28 protein-coding genes are annotated in these 26,011 nt (G+C 63.0%); 9 read left to right on the top strand and 19 right to left on the bottom strand.

Going from position 1 to position 26,011, the window contains the following annotated elements; translation table 11 throughout:
* Positions 1 to 49: 49 nt before the first annotated feature.
* The 3 genes from ACZ1JY_RS00865 to ACZ1JY_RS00855 are packed head-to-tail and all read left to right on the top strand — an operon-like array spanning position 50 to position 3,079.
* Positions 50 to 787, top strand: coding sequence for an SDR family NAD(P)-dependent oxidoreductase (locus tag ACZ1JY_RS00865; protein ID WP_465130048.1), 738 nt, complete (start codon positions 50 to 52; stop codon positions 785 to 787).
* Positions 788 to 798: 11 nt separating this feature from the next.
* Positions 799 to 2,025, top strand: a complete 1,227-nt coding sequence (locus ACZ1JY_RS00860; RefSeq protein WP_465130047.1) for an acyl-CoA dehydrogenase family protein — start codon at positions 799 to 801, stop codon at positions 2,023 to 2,025.
* 13 nt (positions 2,026 to 2,038) lie between these two features.
* Positions 2,039 to 3,079: an alcohol dehydrogenase family protein gene (locus tag ACZ1JY_RS00855; protein WP_465130046.1), complete on the top strand. Its 1,041-nt coding sequence runs from the start codon at positions 2,039 to 2,041 to the stop codon at positions 3,077 to 3,079.
* Here the strand turns inward: ACZ1JY_RS00855 and ACZ1JY_RS00850 are convergent.
* Positions 3,076 to 4,212: an aminotransferase class I/II-fold pyridoxal phosphate-dependent enzyme gene (locus ACZ1JY_RS00850; protein WP_465130045.1), complete on the bottom strand. Its 1,137-nt coding sequence runs from the start codon at positions 4,210 to 4,212 to the stop codon at positions 3,076 to 3,078. The genes ACZ1JY_RS00855 and ACZ1JY_RS00850 overlap by 4 nt on opposite strands.
* 66 nt (positions 4,213 to 4,278) lie before the next feature.
* Between ACZ1JY_RS00850 and ACZ1JY_RS00845 the strand changes: the two genes are divergently transcribed.
* The gene (locus ACZ1JY_RS00845) at positions 4,279 to 4,650 is read left to right on the top strand and encodes a winged helix-turn-helix domain-containing protein (RefSeq protein ID WP_118074813.1); all 372 of its coding nucleotides are present in this window, start codon (positions 4,279 to 4,281) and stop codon (positions 4,648 to 4,650) included.
* On the opposite strand, the gene ACZ1JY_RS00840 is transcribed toward ACZ1JY_RS00845, so the two are convergent.
* From ACZ1JY_RS00840 to rpsM, 14 genes are all read right to left on the bottom strand, one after another.
* Positions 4,647 to 5,945 carry a metal-dependent hydrolase family protein gene (locus ACZ1JY_RS00840; protein ID WP_465130044.1) on the bottom strand — a complete coding sequence of 433 codons (1,299 nt, stop codon included), beginning with the start codon at positions 5,943 to 5,945 and terminating at the stop codon, positions 4,647 to 4,649. The genes ACZ1JY_RS00845 and ACZ1JY_RS00840 overlap by 4 nt on opposite strands.
* 85 nt (positions 5,946 to 6,030) lie before the next feature.
* Positions 6,031 to 6,492: a hypothetical protein gene (locus ACZ1JY_RS00835; protein ID WP_465130043.1), complete on the bottom strand. Its 462-nt coding sequence runs from the start codon at positions 6,490 to 6,492 to the stop codon at positions 6,031 to 6,033.
* 400 nt (positions 6,493 to 6,892) lie between these two features.
* Entirely contained in the window at positions 6,893 to 7,690 is a 798-nt protein-coding gene (locus ACZ1JY_RS00830) for an NUDIX hydrolase (RefSeq protein ID WP_465130042.1), read from the bottom strand.
* 308 nt (positions 7,691 to 7,998) lie between these two features.
* A complete protein-coding gene (grxD, locus tag ACZ1JY_RS00825) occupies positions 7,999 to 8,322 on the bottom strand; it encodes a Grx4 family monothiol glutaredoxin (RefSeq protein WP_118074223.1) in 324 nt (107 codons plus the stop codon).
* A 24-nt stretch (positions 8,323 to 8,346) separates the two neighbouring features.
* Complete coding sequence (locus ACZ1JY_RS00820) at positions 8,347 to 8,580, bottom strand: BolA family protein (RefSeq protein WP_039335197.1); 234 nt, start codon at positions 8,578 to 8,580, stop codon at positions 8,347 to 8,349.
* Complete coding sequence (locus tag ACZ1JY_RS00815; protein WP_039335200.1) at positions 8,580 to 8,903, bottom strand: DUF1476 domain-containing protein; 324 nt, start codon at positions 8,901 to 8,903, stop codon at positions 8,580 to 8,582. The genes ACZ1JY_RS00820 and ACZ1JY_RS00815 overlap by 1 nt, the downstream gene beginning before the upstream one ends.
* 114 nt (positions 8,904 to 9,017) lie before the next feature.
* Entirely contained in the window at positions 9,018 to 9,566 is a 549-nt protein-coding gene (locus tag ACZ1JY_RS00810) for a hypothetical protein (protein ID WP_465130041.1), read from the bottom strand.
* Between the two features lie 121 nt (positions 9,567 to 9,687).
* On the bottom strand, positions 9,688 to 10,296 hold the full coding sequence (locus tag ACZ1JY_RS00805) for a hypothetical protein (protein WP_465130040.1): 609 nt from the start codon (positions 10,294 to 10,296) through the stop codon (positions 9,688 to 9,690).
* 127 nt (positions 10,297 to 10,423) lie between these two features.
* Positions 10,424 to 12,658 (bottom strand): prolyl oligopeptidase family serine peptidase, encoded by a 2,235-nt coding sequence (locus ACZ1JY_RS00800; RefSeq protein ID WP_465130039.1) that lies wholly within the window; start codon positions 12,656 to 12,658, stop codon positions 10,424 to 10,426.
* Between the two features lie 65 nt (positions 12,659 to 12,723).
* Complete coding sequence (locus tag ACZ1JY_RS00795; protein ID WP_465130038.1) at positions 12,724 to 14,853, bottom strand: prolyl oligopeptidase family serine peptidase; 2,130 nt, start codon at positions 14,851 to 14,853, stop codon at positions 12,724 to 12,726.
* Positions 14,854 to 14,989: 136 nt separating this feature from the next.
* The gene (gene rplQ, locus ACZ1JY_RS00790) at positions 14,990 to 15,415 is read right to left on the bottom strand and encodes a 50S ribosomal protein L17 (RefSeq protein ID WP_118074227.1); all 426 of its coding nucleotides are present in this window, start codon (positions 15,413 to 15,415) and stop codon (positions 14,990 to 14,992) included.
* Positions 15,416 to 15,642: 227 nt separating this feature from the next.
* On the bottom strand, positions 15,643 to 16,707 hold the full coding sequence (locus ACZ1JY_RS00785) for a DNA-directed RNA polymerase subunit alpha (protein WP_039335210.1): 1,065 nt from the start codon (positions 16,705 to 16,707) through the stop codon (positions 15,643 to 15,645).
* 121 nt (positions 16,708 to 16,828) lie between these two features.
* Positions 16,829 to 17,218, bottom strand: a complete 390-nt coding sequence (rpsK, locus tag ACZ1JY_RS00780) for a 30S ribosomal protein S11 (protein WP_008065643.1) — start codon at positions 17,216 to 17,218, stop codon at positions 16,829 to 16,831.
* Positions 17,219 to 17,267: 49 nt separating this feature from the next.
* Positions 17,268 to 17,636 (bottom strand): 30S ribosomal protein S13, encoded by a 369-nt coding sequence (gene rpsM / locus ACZ1JY_RS00775; RefSeq protein WP_039335281.1) that lies wholly within the window; start codon positions 17,634 to 17,636, stop codon positions 17,268 to 17,270.
* 309 nt (positions 17,637 to 17,945) lie between these two features.
* Between rpsM and ACZ1JY_RS00770 the strand changes: the two genes are divergently transcribed.
* From ACZ1JY_RS00770 to ACZ1JY_RS00760, 3 genes are all read left to right on the top strand, one after another.
* Positions 17,946 to 18,188, top strand: a complete 243-nt coding sequence (locus ACZ1JY_RS00770) for a hypothetical protein (RefSeq protein ID WP_465130037.1) — start codon at positions 17,946 to 17,948, stop codon at positions 18,186 to 18,188.
* A 78-nt stretch (positions 18,189 to 18,266) separates the two neighbouring features.
* The gene (locus tag ACZ1JY_RS00765) at positions 18,267 to 18,674 is read left to right on the top strand and encodes a DoxX family protein (RefSeq protein ID WP_465130036.1); all 408 of its coding nucleotides are present in this window, start codon (positions 18,267 to 18,269) and stop codon (positions 18,672 to 18,674) included.
* Positions 18,675 to 18,769: 95 nt separating this feature from the next.
* Positions 18,770 to 19,510, top strand: coding sequence for a transglutaminase-like domain-containing protein (locus ACZ1JY_RS00760; RefSeq protein WP_465130035.1), 741 nt, complete (start codon positions 18,770 to 18,772; stop codon positions 19,508 to 19,510).
* A gap of 278 nt (positions 19,511 to 19,788) precedes the next feature.
* Here ACZ1JY_RS00760 and ACZ1JY_RS00755 read toward each other — a convergent pair whose 3' ends face one another.
* The 4 genes from ACZ1JY_RS00755 to hemF form a co-directional block, all read right to left on the bottom strand.
* Positions 19,789 to 20,604, bottom strand: coding sequence for an OST-HTH/LOTUS domain-containing protein (locus ACZ1JY_RS00755; protein WP_465130034.1), 816 nt, complete (start codon positions 20,602 to 20,604; stop codon positions 19,789 to 19,791).
* Positions 20,605 to 20,757: 153 nt separating this feature from the next.
* Complete coding sequence (locus ACZ1JY_RS00750; protein WP_465130033.1) at positions 20,758 to 22,845, bottom strand: RelA/SpoT family protein; 2,088 nt, start codon at positions 22,843 to 22,845, stop codon at positions 20,758 to 20,760.
* Between the two features lie 74 nt (positions 22,846 to 22,919).
* On the bottom strand, positions 22,920 to 23,543 hold the full coding sequence (locus ACZ1JY_RS00745; protein ID WP_465130032.1) for a GNAT family N-acetyltransferase: 624 nt from the start codon (positions 23,541 to 23,543) through the stop codon (positions 22,920 to 22,922).
* 1 nt (position 23,544) lies between these two features.
* Positions 23,545 to 24,408, bottom strand: a complete 864-nt coding sequence (hemF, locus tag ACZ1JY_RS00740; protein WP_465130031.1) for an oxygen-dependent coproporphyrinogen oxidase — start codon at positions 24,406 to 24,408, stop codon at positions 23,545 to 23,547.
* A 62-nt stretch (positions 24,409 to 24,470) separates the two neighbouring features.
* Between hemF and pdeM the strand changes: the two genes are divergently transcribed.
* Both pdeM and infC read left to right on the top strand, forming a co-directional pair.
* Positions 24,471 to 25,145, top strand: a complete 675-nt coding sequence (gene pdeM, locus ACZ1JY_RS00735; protein WP_118074236.1) for a ligase-associated DNA damage response endonuclease PdeM — start codon at positions 24,471 to 24,473, stop codon at positions 25,143 to 25,145.
* A 146-nt stretch (positions 25,146 to 25,291) separates the two neighbouring features.
* The gene (infC, locus tag ACZ1JY_RS00730) at positions 25,292 to 25,813 is read left to right on the top strand and encodes a translation initiation factor IF-3 (protein WP_039335224.1); all 522 of its coding nucleotides are present in this window, start codon (positions 25,292 to 25,294) and stop codon (positions 25,811 to 25,813) included.
* Positions 25,814 to 26,011 lie beyond the last annotated feature (198 nt).

Here is a 26,011-nt window from a genome sequence, read left to right as displayed (position 1 = left end):
CATTAAGCTGACTGCACAGAGTCGCATGCAGCGGCCGAAAGGGAGAATGATGATCGACGATACAGACTTCACCGGCAGGCATGTCCTTGTCGTCGGCGGCTCCAGCGGCATTGGCAACGGCATCGCCCACGCCTTCCGCGAACGCGGTGCCACGGTCCACGTCTGGGGAACCCGGCCAAGGGCGGAAGACTACGATCCTGCCGAAGGGTCCGATCTCTCCGGTCTCGGTTACACCTGCGTCGATGTCGGCGATCCTGATGCCATCGCGGCCGCCCCGTTCCCCGCTTCCAGCCTCGATGTGCTCGTCCTTTGCCAAGGCACCGTCGTCTACAAGCGCGGAGAATTCGCGCGGGAAGGCTGGGACAAGGTCATGGCCGTCAATCTCGACAGCGTGATGCACTGTTCGATGAAGTTCCGCCCGCAGCTTGCCGAAAGCAGCGGCTCGATCATTGTCGTAAGCTCGATCTCCGGTCTCAAGGCCAATATCGGCAACCCCGCCTATGCTGCCTCCAAGGCCGGCGCGATCAGCCTGACCAAGACGCTGGGGCAAGCGCTCGCGTCTGAGGGTATCCGCGTCAATGGCCTCGCCCCCGGCTTGGTCGACACCAAGCTGACCAAGGTCACCACTGCCCACCCGCAGCGCCTAGAAGGGGCGCTCGCCAGCATTCCGCAACGCCGGATGGGGACCCCTGCCGACATGGCCGGTGCCGCAATCTTCCTCGCCTCCCCGCTCGCTTCCTACGTCACTGGCCACACTCTCGTGGTCGACGGCGGCCTCTCGCTCTGAAAGATTCCGGGATGCACTTCGAACATACCGACAAGGTCAAGGACCTCCTCGCTCGCCTCGAAGCCTTCATGGACGAGCACATCTATCCGGCCGAACAGGACTATTATGACTTCGTCCATGACCAGCAGAACCTCTGGGCCGAATGGCCGGGGATGGAACCGCTCAAGGACAAGGCGCGCGCGGCCGGCCTGTGGAACCTGTTCCTGCCCCATGAATATGGCGCATGGTCACCCGGCCTCACCAACTTGGAATACGCGCCCCTGGCCGAAATCATGGGCCGCGTGCCGTGGTCGAGTCAGGTATTCAATTGCTCCGCTCCCGATACCGGCAACATGGAAGTTCTTGCCAAGTTCGGCAGCCCCGAACAGCAGGAGCGCTGGCTGCGCCCGCTCCTCGAAGGCACGATCCGCTCGGCCTACGTGATGACCGAACCGCAGGTCGCCTCGTCCGACGCCACCAACCTTGAACTCTCGATCATCCCCGATGGCGAAGACTACGTGATCAACGGGCGCAAGTGGTGGATTTCCAACGCCATGCACCCCCGCTGCGAACTGATGATCGTCATGGGCAAGACCTTCTTCGACGGACCGCGCCACAGCCAGCACTCGCAGATCCTCGTCCCGCGCGACACGCCCGGTGTTACCGTGGTTCGCCACCTCAAGGTCTTCGGCTCGCACAATTCTCCGGGCGGCGAAGTCGAACTGCGCTTCGACAACGTCCGCGTGCCACGCGCCAACATGGTTCTTGGCGAAGGACGCGGCTTCGAGATCGCGCAAGGGCGCCTTGGGCCCGGCCGCATCCACCACTGCATGCGCTCGATCGGCCAGGCGCAGCGCGCGCTCGAATGGATGGCCCGCCGCGCCGACAGCCGCGTCGCTTTCGGCAAGAAGCTGGCTGACCAGTCGAGCGTGCGGCAGGACGTCGCCCGCTCCTTCTGTGAGGTGGAAATGGCCCGGCTGCTCACGCTCAAGGCGGCCGATGCGATGGATCGCAAGGGCAACAAGGAAGCGCGAGACCTGATCGCCGCGATCAAGGTGGTCGCGCCCTCGATGGCACAGCAGGTCGCTGACCGCGCGATCCAGGTCCACGGCGGGATGGGCGTCAGCGAGGACGGCCCGATGGCCTACTTCTTCACCCTCAACCGCTACGTCCGCCTCACCGACGGCCCGGAGGAAGTGCACATGAGCCAGCTCGGCAAGCTCAAGATCGCCGAATACGTCGCCTCGCACGCCCGCTGAAGGACCCGCTGCCATGAAAGCTCTGCGTTATTACGGCGCTCGCGACATCCGCCACGAAAGCATGGACGATCCCGCGCTCCACTCGGATCGCGATGCCATCGTCAAGGTCGATGCCTGCTCGATCTGTGGCTCCGACTTGCACATCTATCATGGCCACGGCTTCTCCGAAGACGTCGGCTTTTGCGTCGGCCACGAAGCCGTGGGTGAAGTGGTCGAGGTCGGCCGCGGCGTCCATCGCCTGAAGGTGGGCCAGAAGGTGATGATCCCGGCGGCGGTCGGCTGTGGCGCCTGCCGATCCTGCCTCGCAGGCGTGGTCAACACTTGCGAGAACAACGGATCGGGCTGCTACGGCCTTTCGGCAAAGCTGCAAGGCTCACAGGCCGAAGCGGTGCGCGTGCCCGCCGCCGATGCCAACGCCGTTGCGATCCCGGATGGCGTCAGCACCGACCAGGCCCTGATGATGACCGATGCCCTCGCAACCGCATGGTTCGGCGCGCGGCAGGCGGACATCCGCCCCGGCGCGTCGGTTGGCGTGATCGGCCTAGGCCCGATCGGCCTGATGGTCGTCGAAAGCGCCTTCGTCATGGGCGCGCACGTGGTCTATTCCATCGATCCTGTAGCCGAACGCCGCTCCATTGCCGAAAGTCTCGGCGCGATTGCCCTCCATCCCGACGAAGCTTCAGCACGCATCAAGGAGGACACCCACGGCAGGCGGCTGGACTGCGTCATCGAAGTCGTCGGCGCCGATGCCACGGTGGACATGGCCCTGCGCCTGGTCCGCGTGCGCGGCACCGTCTCGGTCATTGGCGTCCAGCAGTCGCGACGCTTCCCCTTCCCGCTGGAACGCGCCTTTGCCGGCGGCCTGACCTTCCGCGTCGGCACCTGCTCCGTGCCCGAGGAACTGCCGGCGCTGTTCCCGCTGGTCGCCTCGGGCCGCCTCAAGCCCGAACGCTACATCAGCCACCGCCTGCCCCTGTCACAGGGCGCCGAAGCCTACCGCCTGTTCGAGGCGCGCGAGGCAGGTGCGCTCAAAATGGTGCTGGCCCCCGACTAACCCTTCCTCCGTGCCGCAAACCACGGCCCGATCCGGCGCATCGCCTCTTCCACCAAAAGCGTGGAAACCGCGAAGCTGAAGCGGATGAAGCGTTTGCCGTTGACTGGGTCGAAGTCGATCCCCGGCGCAGTCGCCACGGCAGTATCGCGCAGCAGTTCCTCGCACAGCGCCAGGCTGTTGTCGGTGAACTCGCTCGCATCGGCATAGATGTAGAACGCGCCATCGGGCGGCGCAATGCGTCCGAGGCCCATGAGGGGCAGCGCCTCCAGCAGGATCGACCGGTTCCGGGCATATGTCTCGACATGCCCGTCCAGCTCGTCACGACACTCGAACGCCATGAGACCAGCCTTCTGCGCCAGCACCGGCGGCGTCAGGAACAGGCTGCCCATGCGCGCCCGCGCTGCATCGATCAGCGAAGGCGGCACCACAAGCCAGCCGAGGCGCCAACCCGCCATGCTGAAGTATTTCGAGAACGAATTGACGATCACCGCATCGGGCAGATGCTCGAGCATCGACGCCGCCTTCGCCCCATAGCTCAGGCCATGGTAGATCTCGTCGGAGATCACCCTGATCCCCTTCCGGCGACAAACCTCGGCAATTGCGACAAGCTCTGCAGGCTCGATGATCGTGCCCGTCGGATTGGCCGGGCTCGCCACGATCAGTCCATCGGGCGCCGGGTCAAGCGCATCGACCGCCGCCGCAGTGACCTGAAACCGCTCGGCCGGGCCGCAATCCATCTCGACCGGCTCGAGGTACATGGCCTTCAGCGAGTTGCGGTAGGCAACATAGCCCGGCCGCGCCAGAGCGATGCGCGCACCCGGCCGGAACAGGCACGACAACGCCATCACGAAAGCGGGCGAAGCGCCGCACGTCAGGATCACCTGCTCGCGCTCCACCGTAACGCCATAGTTCTCGGCATAGCTGCGGGCGATGCGGTCCTTCAGGGCCACGCTTTCCCAGTAGCCCATCGCCTCGCTGTCGAGCACCTCGTGCGCCAGGGCAATCGCCTTGGCCGGAGCGCCGGTCGATGGCTGGCCGAACTCCATATGGATGACACTGGCTCCCGCCGCCTCCATATCGTGCGCGATGCGGGAAACGGCGATGGCGTGGAACGGTTCGACTTCGGCGATCATCGCAGCGTGCTAGTTGCCACCGAAACAAGTTGCAACCCTGCCGACCGCGCCGATAACTTGCCGCCGATGCAGCGCCTCAAACTGAAGATCCAGCTCTACTGTGGCGACGAGATTGCCATGGGCCCCGGCAAGGCCGACCTGCTCGATGCGATCGACCGCGCAGGCTCCATTTCCGGCGCAGCGCGCGCGATGGACATGAGCTACCGCCGCGCGTGGCTGCTGGTCGATGCCATGAACCGCTGCTGGCGAGAACCCTTGGTCGAAACCTCTCCCGGCAGCGCCAAAGGCGGCGGGGCGAGATTGACCGCGCTGGGAACTGCCGTTCTGCAACACTATCGCGCGCTGCAAGAACGCCTTGCGGGGACGTCGGATTGCCCGGACTATGCCGCGTTGGCAGGCGCCATGCTCAAGGAGCCGAAAGCAAGCCAGAAGGCCTAGCGCCCGACCGGCCCCTTCCACAGCACTCCGTCCTTCATCACCAGCGAGACCTTGCGGATCACGCTAATGTCGGTGAGCGGATTGCCCTCCACCGCCACCAGATCGGCCAGCATTCCCGTCTTCACGCTGCCGAGCCGGTCAGCGATGCCAAACATCTTCGCATTGCCCGATGTGGCCGCAATTGCCACCTCGGCAGGCGTCATCCCGCCCTTGACCATCAATTCGGCCTCCCGCGCGTTGTCGCCATGGGCATAGACGCCGACGTCTCCGCCCATGCAGATGGCGACCCCGGCCTTGCGGGCCTTGGCGAGCGCGTCAAACCCTTCCTGCACGCCCTTGGGCACCGGCGCCTCGCCATTCCATCCGCGATAACGCGCAATCGCATCACCTGCGGCAAGCGTCGGACAGAAGCCAACGCCCTTGGCCTTCATCGCCGCGAACACCTCCTGCGTCCCTTCGTCGCCGTGCTCGATCGTATCGACACCAGCTGACACGGCGCGGCGCATGCCCTCTGCCGTGCTGGCGTGGGCAACAACCTGCCGTCCGGCCCCGTGCGCGGCCTCAACCACGGCCTTCAGTTCCGCTTCGGTAAATGTAGGTCGGCTCGGCTCGCCTGGTCCCCAGCGATAGTCGGCATAGACCTTCACAAGGTCCGCCCCGGCGCCGATCTGCCGCCGCACGGCATTGATCAGGTCCGGCCCGCCCGCTTCCTCTGCTCCCAGAGGCACAACGACGCCCGGCTCAAAGCCGCGCGGCCCATAAGCTCCCGGCGCGACGATGGCGCGTGTCGCCACCAGCATGCGTGGCCCCGGCACGATCCCCTGCTCGATTGCCCGCTTCAGCCCGACATCGGCATAGCCCGCCCCTTCGGTGCCAAGATCGCGCACGGTAGTGAACCCCGCCATCAGCGTCACCCGCGCATGGACAGTGGCGCGAGCGGTGCGCAGCGCAATCGGTTCGTGCAGGACCTGATCGTCCCAGGCCGTCTCGTTGTAGGGGTGAAGGAAAAGGTGCGAATGCCCCTCGATCATGCCCGGCATGAGGGTCGTGCCGGGCAGAGCTATGACCGAAGCCTCGGCTGGCGCGACGATGTCAGGGCCGACCGCTTCTATGCGGTTGCCTTTGACCAGAACCGCCCAGCCCTTGCGCAGAACTGCGGTCTCGCCATCGAACACAGCGTCCGGCCGCAACAGGGTCAGCGCCTCGGTTCGATCGCCGGCAGACGACGGGGCCGCAAGTGTGAGCGTTGACGCCAGGGTCAGGGCAGCAGCAAGAACCTGTGTGACAATCCGCATCCGCCATCCTTTCGAATGGCGCCATCATACCTGCGCAACAAGGAGCGGCAACCAGCGGTGCCGTCCTTTTTCCCTTGAAGCGGATTCAGGCCGCTTCCTCTTGCCGCAGTTCCGCAAGCTGTGCGTCGGTCCGGGGCAGGATGCCCATGCCGTTCACAGTGCGCCGATCAAGATGCTGAAGCTGCATGTCAGGGCTTTGGCGGGTGAGTTCGCGCAGATGTTGCACGCGGATCACCGCCATGACGCAGCCGAGCGTGGCAATGGATACGCCCAGCCGCCAGATCGCGAATTGCCCGCTCTGCACGGTCGAAAGGAACTCGGCAAAGCACTGCCATACCGTCACAGCGCCAAGCAGCTCGGTCGCTCGCTGACGGGGAGCGGCCAGCAGCAGCGAGCACGCCAGAAAGAACGACCCGACCCCGGCTGTCGTCACGGACAGCTCGTTTGTCACATAACCGAAGCTGAGCGCAACCGCGCTGGCAACTGCAACAACGCGGGCGGTGCGGGAAATCTGACCAGGTGTCAGCAGATCGAGTGGGCTACGCATGCGCAGGATCATTGCCCAAGCCTCTCAACAATTCGTTACGGCACGAAAGGTCCAGAAACGATCCTAATAAATCCAAAAATTACAGTCCAAAGCAGAACCGACAGCCCAAGTGGCAACGCAAGGCGGACCCAGCCCGAGGCACTTTCCGGTGGCGAATCACCCTCCGCCTGCCCGAATCGCCCGGCCAACAGCTCATCCTGCAACTGATGGACTGGCGAACGAACAGGCGCGTCTTCCCGCCTGGCGGGTCGCGGCGCCGTGGTGGTCAGCGCGATGCTCTCGGCAACTTCTGATGGCCGTTCGGCAGACAGTACCGGCAATCCCGACATGATGGCTCCTCGACATCACAGTGCCACAAAGGTCACCAACAGCATCTGACCGCCAGCCTAAGGATTTACGCTTAGCCTCGTTGCGCCATGTCGAGCGGTTCGCCACGGACCGGGTATCCCAACCCGTCCGGGATCATCAGCCAGCGCCGCCCTTCCCGCTCTTCCACAAACGGGCTGATCGTGCCGATCGGTGTCGTCTCGGCATGATTGCGCGCTTCGTCGTAGTTGCCGAACAATGCCAGGCGCTCAAGATTGCGTCGCGTCGGAAAGATGACCTTGATCTTGCCCGCCTCGGCAAGATCGAGAGCTTCCTGCGCGCTCGCCCAGAAGAGATGCCGGTTCTCGGTGGCATCAACCTCGATATCAACCGCACCTGTGCCAAGGTTGGCGAGATAGAAGCGAGTGTCGAAAATTCTTTCAGTCCGGTGCTTAGGCCACCAGCGGGCGAACGGCACCAGGCGATCTGCCTCAAGCTGCCAGCCAAACTCGGCCAGTACCGGGGCAAGATCACCGCCCGAAATCAGCATGCGGCGCGCTTCGGCCGCAAGCCTGCCATCAACCTCGCCCGATATGCCAACCACCAGGCCGGTCTCTTCCAGGGTCTCGCGGACAGCAGCCACTCGCGCCGCCAGGTCATCCAGGTCATCCCCACCGCCCCGTGCCAGGCTTTCCGCCAGCGTAAAGTCCGATGCATCGATCTTGCCACCCGGAAAGACGGTCGCGCCACCGGCAAACTTCAGACTGGCATTGCGCTCCACCATGAGAATCTGGGGCGCGCCACCGGCAGGGGCATGCCGGAAGATGATCACGGTTGCCGCGGGAGTGGTCTTGCTCAGCCAGTTTTCGGGCTCGATATCGTGCGTTTCCATCTTGGCAATCATGTCCCGCCAACGCGCGCTTGCCAACCCTGGAGAAACTGTCGGATCGCTTTACATCGTCGCAATCGACCTCATGACCTCGCGATAGGAAAAACCAGAAGAACAGGGCTATTCCGCAAACTGGCACGGAACATGCTTATGTCTTGATGTCCCGAAGAGTAGCTTCTTCTCGAGGCGGAGCCAGTCCCCCCGGTCTCTATGGCTCCGCCTCTCCCGGGACCTCCCACAACAAGCAAGTCACAAAAAAGACGCGACCGGCATTGCCGACCGCGCCTCCCAAAACGCTCTCGTTGTGGAGTTCAGGCTGCCTTGACGCCGGAATCTTCCATCAGCTGCTGCAATTCACCAGCCTGGAACATCTCCATCATGATGTCCGAACCGCCCACGAACTCGCCCTTGACGTAAAGCTGCGGGATCGTCGGCCAGTCGGAATACGCTTTGATGCCGCTGCGGATTTCCATGTCCTGCAGCACGTCAACCGAGGCGTATTCGACGCCCAGATGCTCGAGGATGGCAATGGCCTTGCTGGAAAAGCCGCACTGCGGAAACAGCGGCGTGCCCTTCATGAACAGGACGACGTCGTTGCCGTTGACGATTTCGGAGATGCGCTGCTCGGTCGACATGGTGGATGAGTTTCCTTTCCGCCCTCAGTTGGGAACGGCAGTGGTCAGTTGCAAGGCATGAAGCTCGCCGCCCATGCGCCCGCCCAGCGCATCATAGACTAGCTTGTGCTGCTTGACGCGGCTCAGGCCAGCAAAGGCGGCAGATGTGACACGGGCGGCATAGTGGTCGCCGTCGCCCGCAAGGTCCGTGATCTCGACCTCTGCGTCCGGCAAGGCCGCACGGATCATCGCCTCGATCTCGGCCGCAGGCATTGCCATCAGGCTTCGCCCATCAGCTGGCGGCGAGCGTCGACCTGCTTGGCTTCCATCGCCGCGCGGATTTCCGCTTCGTCGGTTTCGATCCCGGCCGAAACCAGGTCGCCCAGCAGCTTGCGGATGACGTCCTCGTCGCCGGCTTCCTCGAAATCGGCCTGCACGACCGACTTGGCATAAGCCTCGGTCTCGGCTGCATCGAGGCCCATGCGCTCGGCGGCCCAGGTGCCCAGCAGACGGTTACGGCGGGCGTGGACGCGGAACATCATTTCCTCGTCACGGGCGAACTTGGCTTCAAAAGCCTTCTCGCGATCGTCGAACGTGGTCATCGGCCGGATATCCTTCGTAAAAGGGTTTCTCCAGCCGATAATCAGCGAGCGCGTTCCCTGCAAGGCGTCACGAAAAGAAACACTGCCCGGAGTGTGAAAGGCTGGCAGGCCGGCTCAGATCCGCCCGCGGCGAATGTCGAGCAGGACCCCGCCTTCGCGGCTCACATCACAGGAGAAGCGGTCGCCATTGCGCAGCGTGCCGGACACCCGGTAGCCATCGCCATTGCGAGTAGCGTCGTAGACCTCGTCCACCTCACCCGTCCGCTCGGCTTCGGTGACGCAGGAATCCACCGCGTCGTTCAATCCGCGCGAGCCGACGCCTGCCCGGCTGTCATCGCGCCAGTCGTCGGGCTGCCGGTCGCGCTGAACGTCCCGCTGATCGTTGCGCTGATCGACCTCGGGGCGATAGCGATAGCCATCGTCCTCGGGCGCATTGCGCTTCTTCTCGGCCTTGCTGGCAGCCGTGGCGATCGCCGCGATGCCGCCGATGATCAGCAGCCCGGCCAGCACATCCCCGCCGTCAATGCCGCCGCGATCGCGGTGCCATCCGCGTCCGCCCCAGCCGCCGCGATCCCAGCGTCCATGGGCTTCGGCAGCAACCGGCAGTGCCGTCGTCGCCAGCGCGGCCAGCGCCATTGCAATCCTGGAAAAACGTCCCGCCATCATCATCCCTCCACAACCGACCGCCTGCCCCGATCCATGGGCTGGCCGTCGGCGCCCGTCATTCCTGCAGGGCTAGGCGGCCCAGGCTTTCCGATGCCTGAACCGCCTGCCTTTTCATGCGTCAGAGGCCGCGAATGCCGCTGTAGTCGAGATCGACCACCCGGCCCCGCTCCACCTTGCACTTGAACGAGCCGCTGTCGTAACCGCGCAGGGAGTTGTTCCAGCCGCGATAGTCGCCGCCCCAACCGTTACCGTAGTAGCGGTCGCCACTGCGCCAATCGCGCCCGCGCGTGTTCACCGCGATACGACCGCGCACTTCATAACCCCAGCGGGTGTTCCTCACGTCGCGGATGTCGGTAACGTCGGCCCGGCCATAGCTGTACCGGGCAGCGTTGCGCTCTGCCGTGCGCACGCACTGTTCGATTGCCTGGCGCGGGTTGCCGCGGCCATAGTAGCCATCGCGATAGCGCCCGTCGTTCCAACCGTCCCGGACCCTCCAGTCCCTATTGGGCCAGTCATCGCCATAGCCATAGCGGTCATAGTCGCGGTCGTTGTTGTTGCTTGCCGCAGCAGCGATGGCGGCAATTCCGCCGATCACCAGCGCTCCAGCGATGATGTCACCTCCGTCGATGCCGCCGCGATGATCGCGGGCAACTGCGGGAGAGGCCGAAGACACCGCGACCGCGGCGGCGGCAGCAGTTCCGACCAGGGCCTTGGAAAAAGTCTTCATGGCTCAGATCCTTCAAAGCGGCGGGCCTTTCCCGCCATGCATGAAGGTTTGCCTGATTCGCCGTGATAAGACGCTGAACCGGGCCGACAGGGTTTGTTCAGATAAACACCAGCCAACCTGAACGATATCACTTGCCCTGCGCGTTAGCCGCCAACCCTGTCCAGTAGGCCAGAAACGAAAGCACATCCGCGCCTGCGCCGATCACCTTGTCCACCGGCTTGCCCGCCCCGTGCCCCGCGCGGGCCTCCACCCGCAACAGGCGCGGCCGCTCACCGATGTCAGCCGACTGCAGCGCCGCCACATACTTGAAGCTGTGCGCCGGGACCACGCGGTCATCATTATCCGCAGTGGTCACGAGGATGGCCGGATAGGTCCTGCCCCCGATGATGTTGTGATAGGGCGAATAGCTGCGCAACGTGTGCCAGTCCCCCTCGCGATCAGGACGGCCATAATCGTCCACCCAGAACCGGCCCGAGGTAAAACGGTCAAACCGCAGCATGTCCATCACGCCGACATCGGGATTGGCCGCGGCGAACAGGTCGGGCCGCTGGTTCACGACTGCTCCCACCAACAGGCCGCCATTCGATGCGCCCTGGATCGCAAGGCCGCCCTTGGCCGCGATGCCTTCCTTCACAAGGTATTCGCCTGCCGCGATAAAGTCGTCGAAGCTGTTCTGCTTCTTCTCGCGCCGCCCTGCTTCGTACCAGGTGCGCCCCAGCTCGCCGCCGCCACGGATGCTTGCCAAGGCGAACGCTCCGCCCGCCTCGAGCCAGGCCATGCGCACCGGCGAATAGCCCGGCGTCAGGGCAATGTCGAAACCGCCATAGCCATAGAGCAGGGTCGGCAGCGGCTTGCCTGCCGCCGCCAGCGCCTTCTTGCGCACGACGTAAAGCGGCACCATCGTCCCGTCCTTCGAAGGGTACTGGCGCTGCTCGACCAGATAGTCTGCCGGATCGAATGCCATCTTGGGCACAGCAAACGGTGTCACCGCGCCGCTCTGCAGGTCCATGCGGTAGATCGCGGGCGGCAGGTTGAAGCTGGTGAACTGGTAGAACGTCTCCGCATCGCCCGGCCGTCCGCCGAAACCGCTTGCCGTGCCGATGCCGTTAAGCGTGATCGCCTTGCCTGGTCTGCCGCTGCGATCGGTCATCACCGCAATTGTCTGGCCATCCTTCAGGTAGGACAGCAGGAAGCGGTCGCCGATCATCCGCGCGCCTTCCAGCGTATTGCCGCGCTCGGGCACGACCACGGCCCAGCCCTTCCGGGGTTGGGCAAGGTCGATATTGACCAGGTGATAGTTCGCCGCGCCACGATCGGTCAGGAACCACAAGCGATTGCCAATTCCTGCCACCAGGCGCCAGTGGTCGGCGATCTCCGGAACCAGCGGCTGGACGATCCACTGCCCTGCCCGCCTGCCACCAAGCTGGATCAGATGCACCGCGTTGCGCTTGTCGGTGCTGACCTCGCTGATCACCACGGCCCAGCGTCCGTCACTCGTTACCAGCGCCTTGTGGCTCAACTCCGGCTGCCCGGGCGTTGCGTGAACCAGTTCGTCCCGATCCTGCGCAGTGCCTACCCGATGGAACCACACCGCCTTGTTGAAGCGCGGCGCCCGCGGATCATCGCCCGGCCGTGGCGCGGGAAAGCGGGAATAGAGGAAACCCTCGTCGCCCACCCAGGCAATATCCGTGTCGTTGGCCCAGGCGATGCGCTCATCAAGGATGCGTCCGGTCCCGACATCGACGACGCGCAAGGTGCGCCAGTCACTGCCCGCCTCCTGCTCCGCAAAGGCAACGTACCTTCCCGAGGGCGATGGCTCCCATTGCGCCAGTGCCAGTGAACCATCGGCACTCCAGCCATTCGGATCGATCAACAGGCGCTGCCTGCCCTCCACGCCCTTGCGGACCCACAACGCCGACTGGTTCTGCAACCCGGAATTGCGTGTGTAGAAATAGCTGCGCCCCGCCTTGCGCGGCAGGCCATAGCGCTCAAAATCAAACAGGGCGCGAATGCGACCGGCAAACCGCTCACGGCCGGGGAGCCTTGCCAGATATTCCCCGCTCAAGGCGTTCTGCTCCGCCACCCACGAAGCAACCGCGCCATCGGTGCGCGGATCGGCTTCAAGCCAGCGGAAGGGATCGGCAACCCGCTGCCCGAAAACCTGCTCGACCAGCGCATCGGCCCGGGTCGCTGGATAAGCTGTCTTCGGCAGGACAAGCATGGCCTTGCCGCTACCGGGGCTGGAGCCGCCAGTGGCCTCAGGAAAGGCCGCTTCGGAACTGTCCGCAACTGTCCGGCCTGCTGGCAGCAGCGCCGCCAACAGAAGTGCGCCGCCCAACAGGCCGCGCGCAGACCTTGCCATCTCCCGCATCATCGTTGGCACAAGCCTAGCACAACGCAACGTGCTGCGGGAGATGCCCTTATCCCTCAGTCCGTGGCTTTCAGCCCCGTCCAATGCGCCAGAAAGGCATAGACGTCAGCCGTTTCCTCGATCAGCTTCGAGATCGGCTTGCCGGATCCGTGCCCCGCGCGGGTTTCGATGCGGATCAGTTGCGGCTTCGGCCCAAGTCCGGCGGCCTGAAGCGCGGCGGCATACTTGAAGCTGTGCCCCGGCACCACACGGTCGTCGGTATCCGCCGTCGTCACCAGCAGCGCCGGATATGGCGTGCCAGCCTTCACGTTATGATAGGGCGAATAGGCCCGCAGCACCCGCCAGTCCGCCTCGACATCGGGCCGGCCGTAGTCATCGGTCCAGTAGCGCCCAGCGGTAAAGCGGTCGAAGCGCAGCATGTCCATCACGCCCACCGCCGGATGCGCCGCTGCAAACAGGTCGGGCCGCTGGTTCACCACCGCGCCCACCAGCAGCCCGCCGTTCGATCCGCCTTCCACCGCAAGACCGGTCTTCGCCGTCACGCCATTGGCAATCAGCCATTCACCTGCCGCGATGAAATCATCGAACACGTTCTGCTTGCGGGCCCGCCGCCCGGCATCGTGCCAGGCATCGCCATACTCCCCGCCGCCACGCAGGTTCGCAACGGCATAGGCCCCACCGCTCGCCAGCCAGGCCATGCGCGCCGCCGAATAGGCTGGCGGCAAGGAGATATTGAAGCCGCCGTAGCCATACAGGATCGTCGGCACCGGCCCCTTTGCATCCTTGCGCCTGACCACGAACATCGGGACCTTCGTGCCATCCTTCGATGGATAGAACACCTGCTCGACCTTGTAGTCCTCGGGCACGAAGTTCAGCGGCACCTTCTGCCACGACGCCACTTTGCCGCTGGCCGCGTCGAAGCTGTAGACGGTTCCGGGCGTGGTGAAGCTGGTGAAACCGAAGTATCCGGTCCGGTCGCCGGGCTTGCCGGAGAAGCCGGTGATCGATCCGATACCCGGCAGCGCCACCTCACCCGCTGGCGTCCCGTCAAGGGCGTAGACCTTGATCTGCGATTTCACGTCCCGCAGGTAATTGAGATAGAGCTTGCCCCCGACGATCGCCGCCCCGTCGAGGTTCGCATCGCTCTGCTCCACCACCGTAGTCCAGACCGGCTCGGCCCCCGAAAGGTCGACCTTCACCACTTTCTTGAGCGGCGCGTCCTTGCTGGTCACGAACCACAGCGTATCGCCTGTCGCGTCAAAACAATCCCACTGCGCGGTCATGTCGGGGATTAGCGGCCGCAACTTCCAATCCGCTTTGCCGATGGGCGCCACGAACACGGCTGACAGGGGATCGGTGCCTTCATGGCTCGTCACCACCAGCCAGCGCCCCTTACCCTTGACCTGCGCCACGTGTCCCCACTTCGGCTTGTCAGGCGTCGCAAAGACGGGCCGGTCCTCGGTCTGCGGCGTGCCCAGCTTGTGATACCACACGGTCTGGTTGTAGTTCAGCGCCTGGAACGCCTCGCCTTCCTTCGGTGCCTCGAAGCGCGAATAGAGCACGCCATCGTTGCCGACCCAGGCAATATCGCTGAACTTCACCCACTTGATTTCGTCGGACAGCGCCTTCCCGTCACTCGCACTGACAAACTTCATCGTCCGCCAGTCCGAACCGCCGTCCTGCACCGTATAGGCAAGGGTTCCGCCGTCCGGCGAAGGCTCCCACGCGTCAAGCGCGGTTGCCCCATCCTTCGCCCAGCCATTGGGGTCCAGCAACACGCGTCCCTGCGGTGAGGCTGCATCGCGCACCAGCAATTGCGCCTGGTTCATCAGGCCCGAATTGTAGGTGTGAAACAGCCGCCCCCCTTCCTCGCGGGGCACGCCCCAACGGGGATAGTCGAACAGCCCCTTGAGCTTCTTCTCGAACCCGGCCCGCTCCGGCAGCGCCTTGAGATAGGCATCGGTCAACTTGCTCTGTGCCTCGACCCAGGCCGCAACCTTGCTGTCAACGCGAACGTCCGCTTCCAGCCACCGGTAGGGATCGGCAACCTTTTCGCCGAAATGGGTCTCGACCACCGGGCCCCGGTCGGTCTCGGGATAGTTCACGGCTGTTTCTCCGGCATGGGCAGGTGCAGACAGGCTGACGGCCGCCACCGCAGTGGCGAACAGGAATTGGCGCAAAGGCATGGGAAGGCTTTCCGGTGAATCATTCGGTTGCAGCCGAAACTAGCCGCCTCCCTGTCACGCACAAGTCCCACTCAAGAAAAACGGGCGGAGCCAATGGCCCCGCCCGTCAATCTCGTCAGTCGAACCGAAACGCGAATTACGCGGCTTCGTATTCGTCTTCATCGGCGGTCATCACCGGGCCCGAATCCTGGCCCTTGGCCGAGGTATCACGGTCGACCAGTTCGATCACGGCGATCGGCGCCGCGTCCGAAGCGCGGATGCCAGCCTTGATGATGCGGGTGTAGCCGCCGTTACGGTCGGCATAACGCTCGGCCAGAACGGTGAACAGCTTCTGCAACTGGGCGTCGTCAAGCAGACGGGCATGGGCGAGACGACGGTTCGAAAGGCCGCCCTTCTTGCCCAGCGTGATCAGCTTTTCGATGTAGGGGCGCAGTTCGCGCGCCTTCGGCGTCGTCGTGGTGATCTGCTCATGCTTGATCAGCGCAGCAGCCATGTTGCGCAGCATCGCGATGCGGTGGGCAGAAGTACGACCCAGCTTACGCTGGCCAAGTTTATGACGCATGGTATTTCCCTTCCGTTCGTAGGGGGGCCGTACGAGGTACCCCGATCCAGGTCAGTTAGCGGGCTGACCAAATCCCGTAATTCGCCAAGCCAGGCTCGGCTAAAACCATTTGGGCCAGGTAGAAGCGAGAAGCGTGGTTTCCGAGTGCCGGAGCGCACCGTACTTTCAGTACGTGAGCACCTGAACGCAAGAAACCGCGCTTCGCAGCCCCGCATGGGCCGAATGGATCAGCCCAGCAGCTCCTGCTCGAGCTTCTTGGCCATCTCTTCGATGTTCTCCGGCGGCCAGCCGGGGATGTCCATGCCGAGGCGCAGGCCCATCGACGAGAGGACTTCCTTGATCTCGTTGAGCGACTTGCGGCCGAAGTTCGGCGTGCGCAGCATCTCGGCTTCGGTCTTCTGGACCAGGTCGCCGATGTAGATGATGTTGTCGTTCTTGAGGCAGTTGGCCGAACGCACCGACAGCTCGAGCTCGTCGACCTTCTTGAGAAGGTAACGGTTGAGCTGGTTGGCATCGCTCTCTTCCGGCGCATGGGCAGCAACGCCACCGGCAACCGAGGGAACGTGGCCGACCGGCACCTGGTCGTCGAAGTGGACGAACAGCGCGAGCTGGTCCTGGAGGATGCGCGCGGCATAGGCCACGGCGTCTTCCGGAGTGATCGTGCCGTCGGTTTCGACCGTCAGGTTGAGCTTGTCGTAGTCAAGCTCCTGACCGATACGGGCGTTGTCGACCTTGTACGAAACCTGACGCACCGGCGAGTAGAGCGAGTCGACCGGGATAAGCCCGATCGGCGCGTCAACCGGACGGTTCGACACGGCGGGGACGTAGCCCTTGCCGGTGTCGACGGTCAGTTCCATGTTGAACGTCGCGCCTTCGTCGAGATTGCAGATCACGAGGTCCTTGTTCATGACCTCGATGTCGCCGGTAACGGCGATGTCGCCTGCCTTCACTTCGCCCGGGCCAGTGGCCGAGAGCTGCAGACGCTTCGGGCCTTCGCCCTGCATCTTGAGGGCAATCTGCTTCACGTTGAGCACGATGTCGGTCACGTCTTCGCGGACGCCAGCGAGCGACGAGAATTCGTGAAGGACGTTCTCGATCTTGATCGAGGTAACCGCCGCGCCCTGAAGCGAGGAGAGCAGCACGCGACGCAGCGCGTTGCCGAGGGTGAGACCAAAGCCACGCTCAAGCGGTTCGGCGACGAAAGTCGCGCGGCGCTTGGCGTCGTTGCCCGGCTTGATCTCGAGATTGTTGGGCTTCTTCAGTTCCTGCCAGTTCTTGATGTTGACAGTCATGGAATTCCCCTGGGGTTTGTGCGGGCTTTTGCCGGTTGCCGGGATGCTTAATTCCCGGCTCCGGTCGAGATATTGGGTGAAAGGGGCGCCGGTACCTGCACCCCATCCACCATAGGCAGGATCAGACGCGACGACGCTTCGACGGACGAACGCCGTTGTGCGGGATCGGAGTCACGTCACGGATCGCCGTGATGGTGAAGCCGACCGCCTGGAGTGCGCGCAGGGCGCTCTCGCGGCCCGAACCCGGACCCTTGACTTCGACTTCGAGGGTGCGGACGCCATGTTCCGCAGCCTTCTTGCCGGCATCGTCAGCTGCGACCTGCGCAGCGTACGGCGTCGACTTGCGGCTGCCCTTGAAGCCCATCATGCCGGCCGACGACCACGAAATGGCGTTGCCCTGGGCATCGGTGATGGTGATCATGGTGTTGTTGAAGCTGGCGTTTACGTGCGCAACACCGCTGGTGATGTTCTTGCGCTCGCGGCGCTTAATGCGCTGAGGTTCGCGTGCCATTGTTTACTATCCTCGAGAAACTGGGACGGAAGAAGGACCTGAAAAGGTCTTACTTCTTCTTGCCGGCGATCGGCTTGGCCTTCCCCTTGCGGGTGCGGGCGTTCGTGTGCGTGCGCTGACCGCGGACCGGCAGGCCCTTGCGGTGACGCAGACCACGATAGCACGCGAGGTCCATGAGGCGCTTGATGTTCATCGCCACTTCGCGACGAAGATCGCCTTCCACGGTGTGCTCGGCATCGATCGTTTCGCGGATCTGAAGGATCTCGGCGTCCGAAAGATCAGCCACGCGACGGGTGTGTTCGATACCCAGCTTGTCGGCGATCTGCTTGGCCTTGTGAGCGCCAATGCCATGGATATAGGTGAGCGCGATGATCACGCGCTTGTTGGTGGGGATGTTGACCCCGGCAATACGAGCCACTTGCTTCTCCGTTTGCTCCACAGGCCGCGCGAATCACTCACGCCGCCTATCTCATCGCGAAAACTCACTCGGGAAATCCCGGATTTCTGCAATATTTCAGAGCCTTGACCCTGCACCTGCAGATTGCGTCCGGAATTGAGTGAAAGGCGCGATTAGGCGGTTTCGACTGCAACGTCAACCGCTACGCAAGCACAAAAGGCGGACTGCGCGCCGTTCGTGGCACGGTCCTGCTCGGATATGGAGCAACCTTTACCCCAATCGCGGCGCGAGGTCAAAACCCCCGGCGCGCAGTTTCACTCGGCCGAAGCAATGACCCTTGCCCACCATATCGTCGCGGTGGGCTACGTCGTGACGCGCGACGTTCCGGGTGACTTCATCGGCCCGGGCAACCCCGCCCGCATCGTGCGGCAGGGCATAGACGCGGGATGGCTCGGCCGCCTGCTCGAAGCCCACATCAACCAGCGCCTGATGCATGCGCGCGAGGCGATCAAGCTCAGGCTGGCAAAGCGCGGTCCGGTTGCCCTCGATGCCACGTACGACACCGACGACTGACCTCCAACCTTACCGATTGTCACCACCCCCGATCCATATTAGACCACAGGTTCTAATAATATAGGGGGAGAGAATTCGATGGCCGCACTGCGTCTTCCGCCGCTTGTAAGACTGGCCCTGCTCGTGCCGCTGACCTTGCTGCTTGCGGCATTTCACGGGTTCGTCGGCTGGCACAAGGTCTTCTCCTCGCGCGAGGAACTGATGCGCCACACCGCATGGACCGTGCATCTGCCGGAATGGCTCGGACGCTTCGTCGGCATCACCGAGCTTGCGCTCACGCTACTGCTGCTGCTGGCACTGGTCCGGCCACGATACAGCCGCCTCGGCATGTTGGCGGCGTGCGGCTTCATCGCGCTGGAACTGGTCTCCACCGTAACCCATCAAATCGCGCAGGACGGCGCATCGCTTTCCCAGAACCTGCTGTCGATCTTTATAACGGCCGTCGTCGCATGGCTGTTTGCGCAAAGGGCTGCGGCCGCTAGATAGCGAAGCGTTACGGCGCCGACTGGGCGGCCGTCCCTCCAGCGTCGGATATCGCCATCACCACTCGCCTGCGCATCGCCGCATCGCTCGACTATGCCATGGCTGGCCCCGCTCCGGTGCTGATGCAGCTCGGCGTTGCGGACTTGGCGGGACAGCGCCTGCTCGAAACCCGTTGCATCACCATGCCCGGCATCGCCCACACCGTCCCCGGGCATGACGGCCTGGGCGAGCGCCTCTGGCTCGAGCCGCAAACGCGGTTCGAGGTATCCTACAACGTCACCGTCGAGATCGACCGCCAGCCCCTGCCCCTTGCCAATTTGGCCGCAGACAACCTCACCGCCCTGCCCGGCGAAGTCCTCGAATACCTGTTCCCCTCGCGCTATTGCCCGGTCGACACGATGCACGCCGCCGCGGTCGACATGTTCGGCCACCTGACCGGCGGCGCGGCGGTAGAGGCCGTGCGCGACTGGATCGCCACCCACCTCGCCTACGTCCCCGGCGCCAGCCACGGCGGCACCACCGCGCTCGACACCTTCCACGCCCGCGAAGGCGTCTGCCGCGACTACGCCCACCTCCTGATCGCCCTCGTCCGAGGCCTCGGCATCCCTGCGAGAATGGTCAGTGCCTACAGCCCCGACGTCACCCCCCAGGACTTCCACGCCCTCGCCCAGGTCTGGCTCGCCGGCGACTGGCACCTCGTCGACGCCACCGGCATGGCCGACCCCGCCACAACCGCCATCATCGGCGTGGGCCGCGACGCAGCGGACATCGCATTTCTGACGATCTTCGGCGGGGCGATGCTGAATGAACAGGTGGTTGAGGTGGCGCTGCAGGCCTGACGGGCCAGACAACTAACCCTCAAACTCAGCCTCTCCTCTGACCCCGATGCGGGGTCCCATTTTCTTCCGGCCCGCAAAACGCCAAAGAAAGCCCTATCCCGGATAAAGTTCGGATGACGTAATCTGGAGATCGTAAGATTACCCAGTGGTCAGACAGCCAGAAGAAAGCGTGATGACCACCACCAACCAAACCCATCCAATCAGCACCAAACCCGCGCCTTGTGATCGTGGACTTGAATTCGGGGATAGGGTAAAATGTTGCTGCGGCTTATACACATCTAGCCAGATCTCTCCCTCAAACGCACCAACTGATGGGTTGGACTAATAACTTCAAAATCGAACATCGCATGAGATTCAAGGAAAGGCTTTAGCTTTGAAAAGCCTAAAGTCTTATAATCAACTGGGGTGTATCTCGCAAGGTATCCAGCCAATGTTGAAAGATTAGCTGAACCATCTTCACGAGCCGTTATTGCAAAAGCCTTAAAAAGCCAATTACGAATTTCATCCTCTGTAAGATTAGGAACATAAGCAGTCTTTATAGCCTCTACCTTTGTCTTTGCTATCTTCGCCCTACCCTGCGATTCCGATACAATTCGACCAATTGTCATACCTAATTGACGTGAGAATTTTGCCCTGAAATCATATAAATCGGAAAATGTTTCAATCAATCCCTGAGATTTTATTTCCTTCTTAAAGGAATTTAACTTTAGGAGTTGCTCCGCATCAATTTTGTTCGGAGGAACCGGTCTTTCCGAAAAATATAAAAGAGCAGGCTTACCCTCGCCAACAAATTCCTTTATCTCCTCCACAGTTCCACTTTCTTCTTTTCCGGTACTCTGTCCTATCCGAGTCCAAAATAATGCAACTAATAAATCGCACTCCCTTAGTATTTGTTGATTTATAATTTCCTGAGGCCGCTCACCAAGTTGGGGAGTAGCGTGTGTCTCCCATTTTATGGGCAGGAAAACTATATTGTTGGGCAACCCATGAGAAGCATTCCAGTCGTTTATCACCTCTGGTATAACTATGCGCTCGTCAATAAGATCAGAAGGAGACGCAATAAAGACCGTATATACATCGCATTTACGAGACATGAATTTCTCCGAAGGACTGAGAATGTAACTTAGCTTGAGGAAAACGGTTGATTGAATTATATTTATCCTGAATTACTGGGAGGTAAAGACCGCAGCCTTACAATAACACGTCCATAAATCCCCAAGTCCATCATGCGCACCGCCGTCACCCCCTCAAATCCGCTCCGCCTGCGCCACAGCCTCGCTCGCCCGCAGCGCCGAAATAATCCGCGTCAGATGCGCCAGATCGCGCACCTCAAGATCCACTTCATAAGTATGGAACGGGTTCTCCCGCTGCGTCATCTCGAGGTTGACCACGTTGGCGTGGTTCTTGGCGAAGATGCCGGCCATCTCGGCCAGCGTGCCGGGGCGGTTGTACAGTTCTGCCCGCAGCCGCCCGATTGCGCCGTCGGTGCGGGCGTCCCATGACAGGTCGATCCAGTCGGCATCGACGCCGTCGGCCAGCTTCATGCAGTCGATCGCGTGGACTTCCACGCCCTTGCCGGGGCGGCGCAGGCCGACGATGCGGTCTCCGGGCACGGGGTGGCAGCAGTCGGCCAGCTTGAAGGCCATGCCCGGCGTCAACCCGCGCACCGCAATCGCGCGCTTCTGGCTCGGCCAGTTCTCTTCCGGAATGTTCGCCGCGCTGCCCGGCACCAGCGCTTCCATCACGTGCCGGTCGTCCAGTTTGGCCGAGCCGATGGCGAACATGAAGTCTTCCTCGCTCGCCAGCTTCAACCGCTTCAGCGCATCGTTCAGCGCCTTCTTGCCGATCTTGGTCGGCAGCCGCTCGACGATTTCCTCATAGAGCTTGCGCCCGATGGCGGCGACTTCGGCGCGCTCCTTCTGGCGGACGAAACGGCGGATCGCGGCCCGCGCCTTGCCGGTGACGACAAAGCCCAGCCACGATAGCTGCGGCTCCGAGGTGCGGCTCTTGATGATCTCCACCACGTCGCCATTGCCGAGCGGCGTGCGCAGCGGCACGTGCCGCCCGTTGATCTTGGCGCCAACAGCCTGCGCGCCGAGCTTGGTGTGCACGGCAAAGGCAAAGTCGATCGGCGTCGCGCCCTTGGGCAACTGGAACAGCGCCCCCTTCGGCGTGAAGGCGAAGATGCGATCCTGATAGATCGCCATCTTGGTGTTCTCGAGCAGTTCCTCGGCATCATGGCTGGATTCGAGGATTTCGATCAGGTCGCGCAGCCAGCCGACCTGCCCGTCGGGCCGGTCGCCCTGCTTGTAGGCCCAGTGCGCCGCCAGGCCGAACTCGTTGCGCTCGTGCATCTCGTGGGTCTTGACCTGCACTTCCACGCGCATCGCGTTGGAATAGATCAGCGCCGTGTGCAGCGAACGATAGCCGTTCATCTTCGGCGTCGAGATATAGTCCTTGAACCGCCCCGGGATCATCTGCCACTCGCGGTGGAGGATGCCCAATGCTTTGTAGCAGTCGTCCTCGTTGTCGGTCAGGACGCGGAAGGCCATGATGTCGGTGATCTGCTCGAACGAAACGTGCCGTTCGGCCATCTTGCGCCAGATCGAATAGGGGTGCTTTTCCCGCCCTGAAACCTCAACGCGCATGCCCGCCTCGGCCAGCGCCTTCTTGATTTCCAGCGCGATGGCATCGACTTGCGCGCCTTCCTCGCTGCGGATCGCGGCCAGCCGGCCGGTAATCGTGGCATAGGCTTCGGGCTCGATCTGCTCGAACGCCAGCAGCTGCATCTCGCGCATGTATTCGTACATGCCCACGCGCTCGGCCAGCGGCGCGTAGATATCCATCGTCTCGCGCGCGATGCGCCGGCGCTTTTCCTCGCTCTTGATATAGTGGAGCGTGCGCATGTTGTGCATGCGGTCGGCCAGCTTAACCAGCAGGACGCGCAAGTCCTCGCTCATCGCCAGCAGGAACTTGCGCAGGTTCTCCGCAGCGCGCTCGCTCTCGCTCATCGTCTCGATCTTCGAGAGCTTGGTCACGCCATCGACCAGCCGTGCCACGTCCGGCCCGAACAGGCGCTCGATCTCGTCCACGGTGGCGAGCGTATCCTCCACCGTATCGTGGAGCAGCGCAGTGATGATCGTGTCCTGATCGAGCTTGAGCTCGGTCATCAGGCCCGCCACTTCCACCGGGTGCGAGAAGTAGGGGTCACCGCTCGCCCGTTTCTGGGTGCCGTGCTTCTGCACGGTATAGACATAGGCACGGTTGAGCATCGCCTCGTCCGCATCGGGATCATAGGCAAGCACACGTTCGACAAGTTCGTACTGGCGGAGCATCTGTGCCCTAAATGGCGGCAAGCGGGCGTTCCCTGCAAGGGGGAATACCGCCTAAATGCAATCGACTTGCTCTATCAGAGGATAATCGGAGCGCTGCCCATGTCCTGCGGCAGAAGGCCGGCGACGCGCGGGTCTGGCAGTATCTCCACGAAGCGCGCAAAAGGCGCAAAGCCTTGGCTTTGGTAAAACGGCAAGGCACGCGGGTCATCCGTGGTGCAGGTGTGCAGCCATACGCGCTTCACCCCCGGCCCCCACGCCAGTTGCAAGGCCCGCCGCATCAGCCATTTGCCCAGCCCCTTGGCCGTAGCCCCCTTGATGAAGCCGAAGAACACGATCTCGCACGTCGCTTCTTCCCGGAAGTCGAGTTCCAGCATCCCGACTTCGACGCCCGCCCGGTCGGCCACGGCAAAAAGCTGCACGCGCGGGTCATGGATGATCTGCGCAATCTCCGCATCGCTCTTGCCCAGCCGCGTCCACCACAGCCACGGCCCACCAATACGCTTGTAGAGCAGGCGGTACTTCTCGGGCGCCGCCTCCTTCCATCGTACCAGCTGCACCGGCACGTCGCCCTCGGGCACCAGCCGGCGCAAGCCTTCGGGCGGCGCCAGCATCTCGAGCGCAGTGACCACGCATGCCAGATCACCCGGCGCTACGTTGTGGAACCCGTGCCTCAGCGCCGGGCCTTCCGCCTCGATCACGTCAGCTCCAGACAGCTTCCGGCGGCAGGCTCATCAGGATGGCGTCGATGTTTCCGCCAGTCTTGAGCCCGAACAGCGTGCCGCGGTCCCACACCAGGTTGAACTCGGCATAGCGGCCACGATACTCGAGCTGCGTCAGCTTCTCCTCCGGCGAGTAATCCATCCCCATCCGCTTGCGCACCAGATGCGGGAACACGTTGATGAAGGCATCGCCGACATCGCGCGTAAAGGCAAAGTTCGCCTCGAACGCCGCATCGTCCGCGCATTCCAGATGATCGTAGAAGATGCCCCCTACCCCGCGATGCACCTTGCGGTGCGGGATCCAGAAGTAGTCGTCCGCCCACTTCTTGAACTTCGGATAGTATTCCGGGTCGTGCCGGTCGCAGGCGACCTTGTACTCGGCGTGGAACTCGGCCGTGTCTTCATCATAGGGGATCGGCGGATTGAGATCGCCGCCACCGCCGAACCACGCCTTGCTCGTCGTCAGGAAGCGCGTGTTCATGTGGACCGCCGGCACGTGCGGGTTGCGCATGTGCGCGACGAGGCTGATGCCGGTTGCGGTAAAGCCCGGCGCCTCCGCACTCGCCCCATTGACCGACCCGGCAAAGTCCTTCGAGAACTCACCCTGCACGGTCGAGACGTTCACGCCGACTTTCTCGAACACCTTGCCCTTCATCAGGCCCTGCACGCCGCCGCCGCCGTTCTCGACGGCCTCGCCCTCATGCTCGCGGTTCCACGGCGTATAGGTGAACGACGCATCCGAACCCGCCTCGCGTTCGATAGCCTCGAACTCCGCGCAGATCCGGTCACGCAAGCTCTCGAACCAGGCACGGGCGCGGGTGGTGTGGGTCGTCCAGTCGGTCATGCATTCCCCCAAATCAGTCTGACCGACTTGCCAAGGGAATCGCGATCCGGCAAGGGAAAGCCATGGTTCCCTTTTCGTTCGCTTCACAGGAATTCCGCCTCGGTGCATCCCGTGCGCTTTATTGGGCCGAGGAGAACGCACTGTTGGTGGCAGACCTGCACCTCGAAAAGGCCAGCTTCTTTGCCCGCCACGGCCAGATGCTCCCGCCGTATGACAGCCGCGCCACGCTCGAACGCATCGCACAGGCCCTGCGCGAGACCGGCGCCCGCCGCGTCTTCTGCCTTGGCGACTCGTTCCACGATGCCGCCGCCGTTGCCCGCATGGAGCCCCACGCCGGCGGCATGCTCGATGCCCTCACCCGTGCCACGGACTGGGTCTGGATCACCGGCAACCATGATGAAGACGCCTCGGCACCGGGCGGAACCTTGGTCGATGAACTCACCGTGCGCGGACTCACCTTGCGCCATATTGCCCGCAAAGGCACCGCCGATGCGGAAGTTTCCGGCCACTTCCACCCCAAGCTGCGCGTCTCGATCCGCGGCCGCACGATCGCCCGCCCTTGCGCCGTGGCCAGCGAGAACCGCTTGATTCTCCCTGCTTTTGGATCGCTGACCGGCGGAATGAACGCTGGCGACCCGGCGATCCTCAGGGCGCTTCAGCCGGCCCGCTCGATCGACGCGATCGTTCCCGCCGGAGAGAAGCTCGCCCGCTTCAACCTCTGGCGCGCTGCAGCCTGAAAGCAACAGGCCCAAACCAATCCGGCACGATCAGGAACCAAGGGCAAAACCGCCCTTTATCTGAACGCACATTGTGATATGAGCGCCCGGAACCATATTCGGCAAAAACTGCAGGAGAAAGCACTATAGCTCCCCCACCGCGGCGCATGATGGCGCCCCCCGTCAAGAGCGGGCCTCGCTACAACCAGATGATCAACGTGCCCAAGGTGCGCGTGATTGACGAGAACGGCGAGAACCTGGGTGTGATGTACACCCGCGAAGCGATCGAACAGGCTGCCGAAGTCGGCCTTGATCTCGTTGAAGTTTCCCCGAACGCTGACCCGCCGGTCTGCAAGTTCCTCGACGTGGGCAAGTTCCGCTACGAGGCGCAGAAGAAAGCGAACCTCGCCCGCAAGAGCCAGAAGACGCAGGAGATCAAGGAGATCAAGATGCGTCCGAACATCGATGACCACGATTACGACACCAAGATGCGGAACGTCGTGAAGTTCATCGGTGAAGGCGACAAGGTCAAGATCACGCTGCGCTTCCGCGGTCGTGAGCTTTCGCACCAGCAGCTCGGCATGAACCTGCTGCGCAAGGTGCAGGACGACGTTGCCGAGATCGCCAAGATCGAAGCCTTCCCCCGCATGGAAGGTCGCCAGATGCTGATGGTCCTCGCGCCGAAGTAAGCGCCGGATCTCACACTGCAAACCGCAAGGGGCGTGCCGCAAGGCGCGCCCTTTTCGTTTGCGAAACTGCCAGAACGCCTAATCTCCCCTCCCGCAGGCGGGAGGGGTCGGGGGTGGGCAGGCGACACCCGCAACTACCTGCTCAAACGCCTGTCGCGACCACCGGCCGTCGACATCCCGAAACGCCCTGTCGCGCGT

It is taken from the genome of Novosphingobium sp. BL-A-41-Hi4B-X5A, assembly GCF_055521705.1.
The sequence above is the reverse complement of the archived record's forward strand: the minus strand, read 5'-3'. Positions and strand labels throughout refer to the sequence as shown.

Coding starts and splice junctions, on each gene's coding strand:
- ACZ1JY_RS00845 (WP_118074813.1), top strand. CDS start 4,279: ATGCAGCGCCTCAAACTGAAGATCCAGCTCTACTGTGGCGACGAGATT.
- grxD (WP_118074223.1), bottom strand. CDS start 8,322: ATGTCGACCGAGCAGCGCATCTCCGAAATCGTCAACGGCAACGACGTC.
- ACZ1JY_RS00785 (WP_039335210.1), bottom strand. CDS start 16,707: ATGACTGTCAACATCAAGAACTGGCAGGAACTGAAGAAGCCCAACAAT.
- ACZ1JY_RS00815 (WP_039335200.1), bottom strand. CDS start 8,903: ATGACCACGTTCGACGATCGCGAGAAGGCTTTTGAAGCCAAGTTCGCC.
- ACZ1JY_RS00795 (WP_465130038.1), bottom strand. CDS start 14,853: ATGCCTTTGCGCCAATTCCTGTTCGCCACTGCGGTGGCGGCCGTCAGC.
- ACZ1JY_RS00750 (WP_465130033.1), bottom strand. CDS start 22,845: ATGCTCCGCCAGTACGAACTTGTCGAACGTGTGCTTGCCTATGATCCC.
- ACZ1JY_RS00820 (WP_039335197.1), bottom strand. CDS start 8,580: ATGGCAATGCCTGCGGCCGAGATCGAGGCGATGATCCGTGCGGCCTTG.
- pdeM (WP_118074236.1), top strand. CDS start 24,471: ATGGTTCCCTTTTCGTTCGCTTCACAGGAATTCCGCCTCGGTGCATCC.
- ACZ1JY_RS00810 (WP_465130041.1), bottom strand. CDS start 9,566: ATGGCGGGACGTTTTTCCAGGATTGCAATGGCGCTGGCCGCGCTGGCG.
- ACZ1JY_RS00765 (WP_465130036.1), top strand. CDS start 18,267: ATGGCCGCACTGCGTCTTCCGCCGCTTGTAAGACTGGCCCTGCTCGTG.
- ACZ1JY_RS00850 (WP_465130045.1), bottom strand. CDS start 4,212: ATGATCGCCGAAGTCGAACCGTTCCACGCCATCGCCGTTTCCCGCATC.
- hemF (WP_465130031.1), bottom strand. CDS start 24,408: ATGACCGACTGGACGACCCACACCACCCGCGCCCGTGCCTGGTTCGAG.
- ACZ1JY_RS00840 (WP_465130044.1), bottom strand. CDS start 5,945: ATGCGGATTGTCACACAGGTTCTTGCTGCTGCCCTGACCCTGGCGTCA.
- ACZ1JY_RS00835 (WP_465130043.1), bottom strand. CDS start 6,492: ATGCGTAGCCCACTCGATCTGCTGACACCTGGTCAGATTTCCCGCACC.
- ACZ1JY_RS00865 (WP_465130048.1), top strand. CDS start 50: ATGATCGACGATACAGACTTCACCGGCAGGCATGTCCTTGTCGTCGGC.
- rpsK (WP_008065643.1), bottom strand. CDS start 17,218: ATGGCACGCGAACCTCAGCGCATTAAGCGCCGCGAGCGCAAGAACATC.
- ACZ1JY_RS00805 (WP_465130040.1), bottom strand. CDS start 10,296: ATGAAGACTTTTTCCAAGGCCCTGGTCGGAACTGCTGCCGCCGCCGCG.
- ACZ1JY_RS00770 (WP_465130037.1), top strand. CDS start 17,946: ATGACCCTTGCCCACCATATCGTCGCGGTGGGCTACGTCGTGACGCGC.
- ACZ1JY_RS00760 (WP_465130035.1), top strand. CDS start 18,770: ATGGCTGGCCCCGCTCCGGTGCTGATGCAGCTCGGCGTTGCGGACTTG.
- ACZ1JY_RS00755 (WP_465130034.1), bottom strand. CDS start 20,604: ATGTCTCGTAAATGCGATGTATATACGGTCTTTATTGCGTCTCCTTCT.
- ACZ1JY_RS00860 (WP_465130047.1), top strand. CDS start 799: ATGCACTTCGAACATACCGACAAGGTCAAGGACCTCCTCGCTCGCCTC.
- ACZ1JY_RS00830 (WP_465130042.1), bottom strand. CDS start 7,690: ATGGAAACGCACGATATCGAGCCCGAAAACTGGCTGAGCAAGACCACT.
- ACZ1JY_RS00800 (WP_465130039.1), bottom strand. CDS start 12,658: ATGGCAAGGTCTGCGCGCGGCCTGTTGGGCGGCGCACTTCTGTTGGCG.
- infC (WP_039335224.1), top strand. CDS start 25,292: ATGATGGCGCCCCCCGTCAAGAGCGGGCCTCGCTACAACCAGATGATC.
- rplQ (WP_118074227.1), bottom strand. CDS start 15,415: ATGCGTCATAAACTTGGCCAGCGTAAGCTGGGTCGTACTTCTGCCCAC.
- ACZ1JY_RS00855 (WP_465130046.1), top strand. CDS start 2,039: ATGAAAGCTCTGCGTTATTACGGCGCTCGCGACATCCGCCACGAAAGC.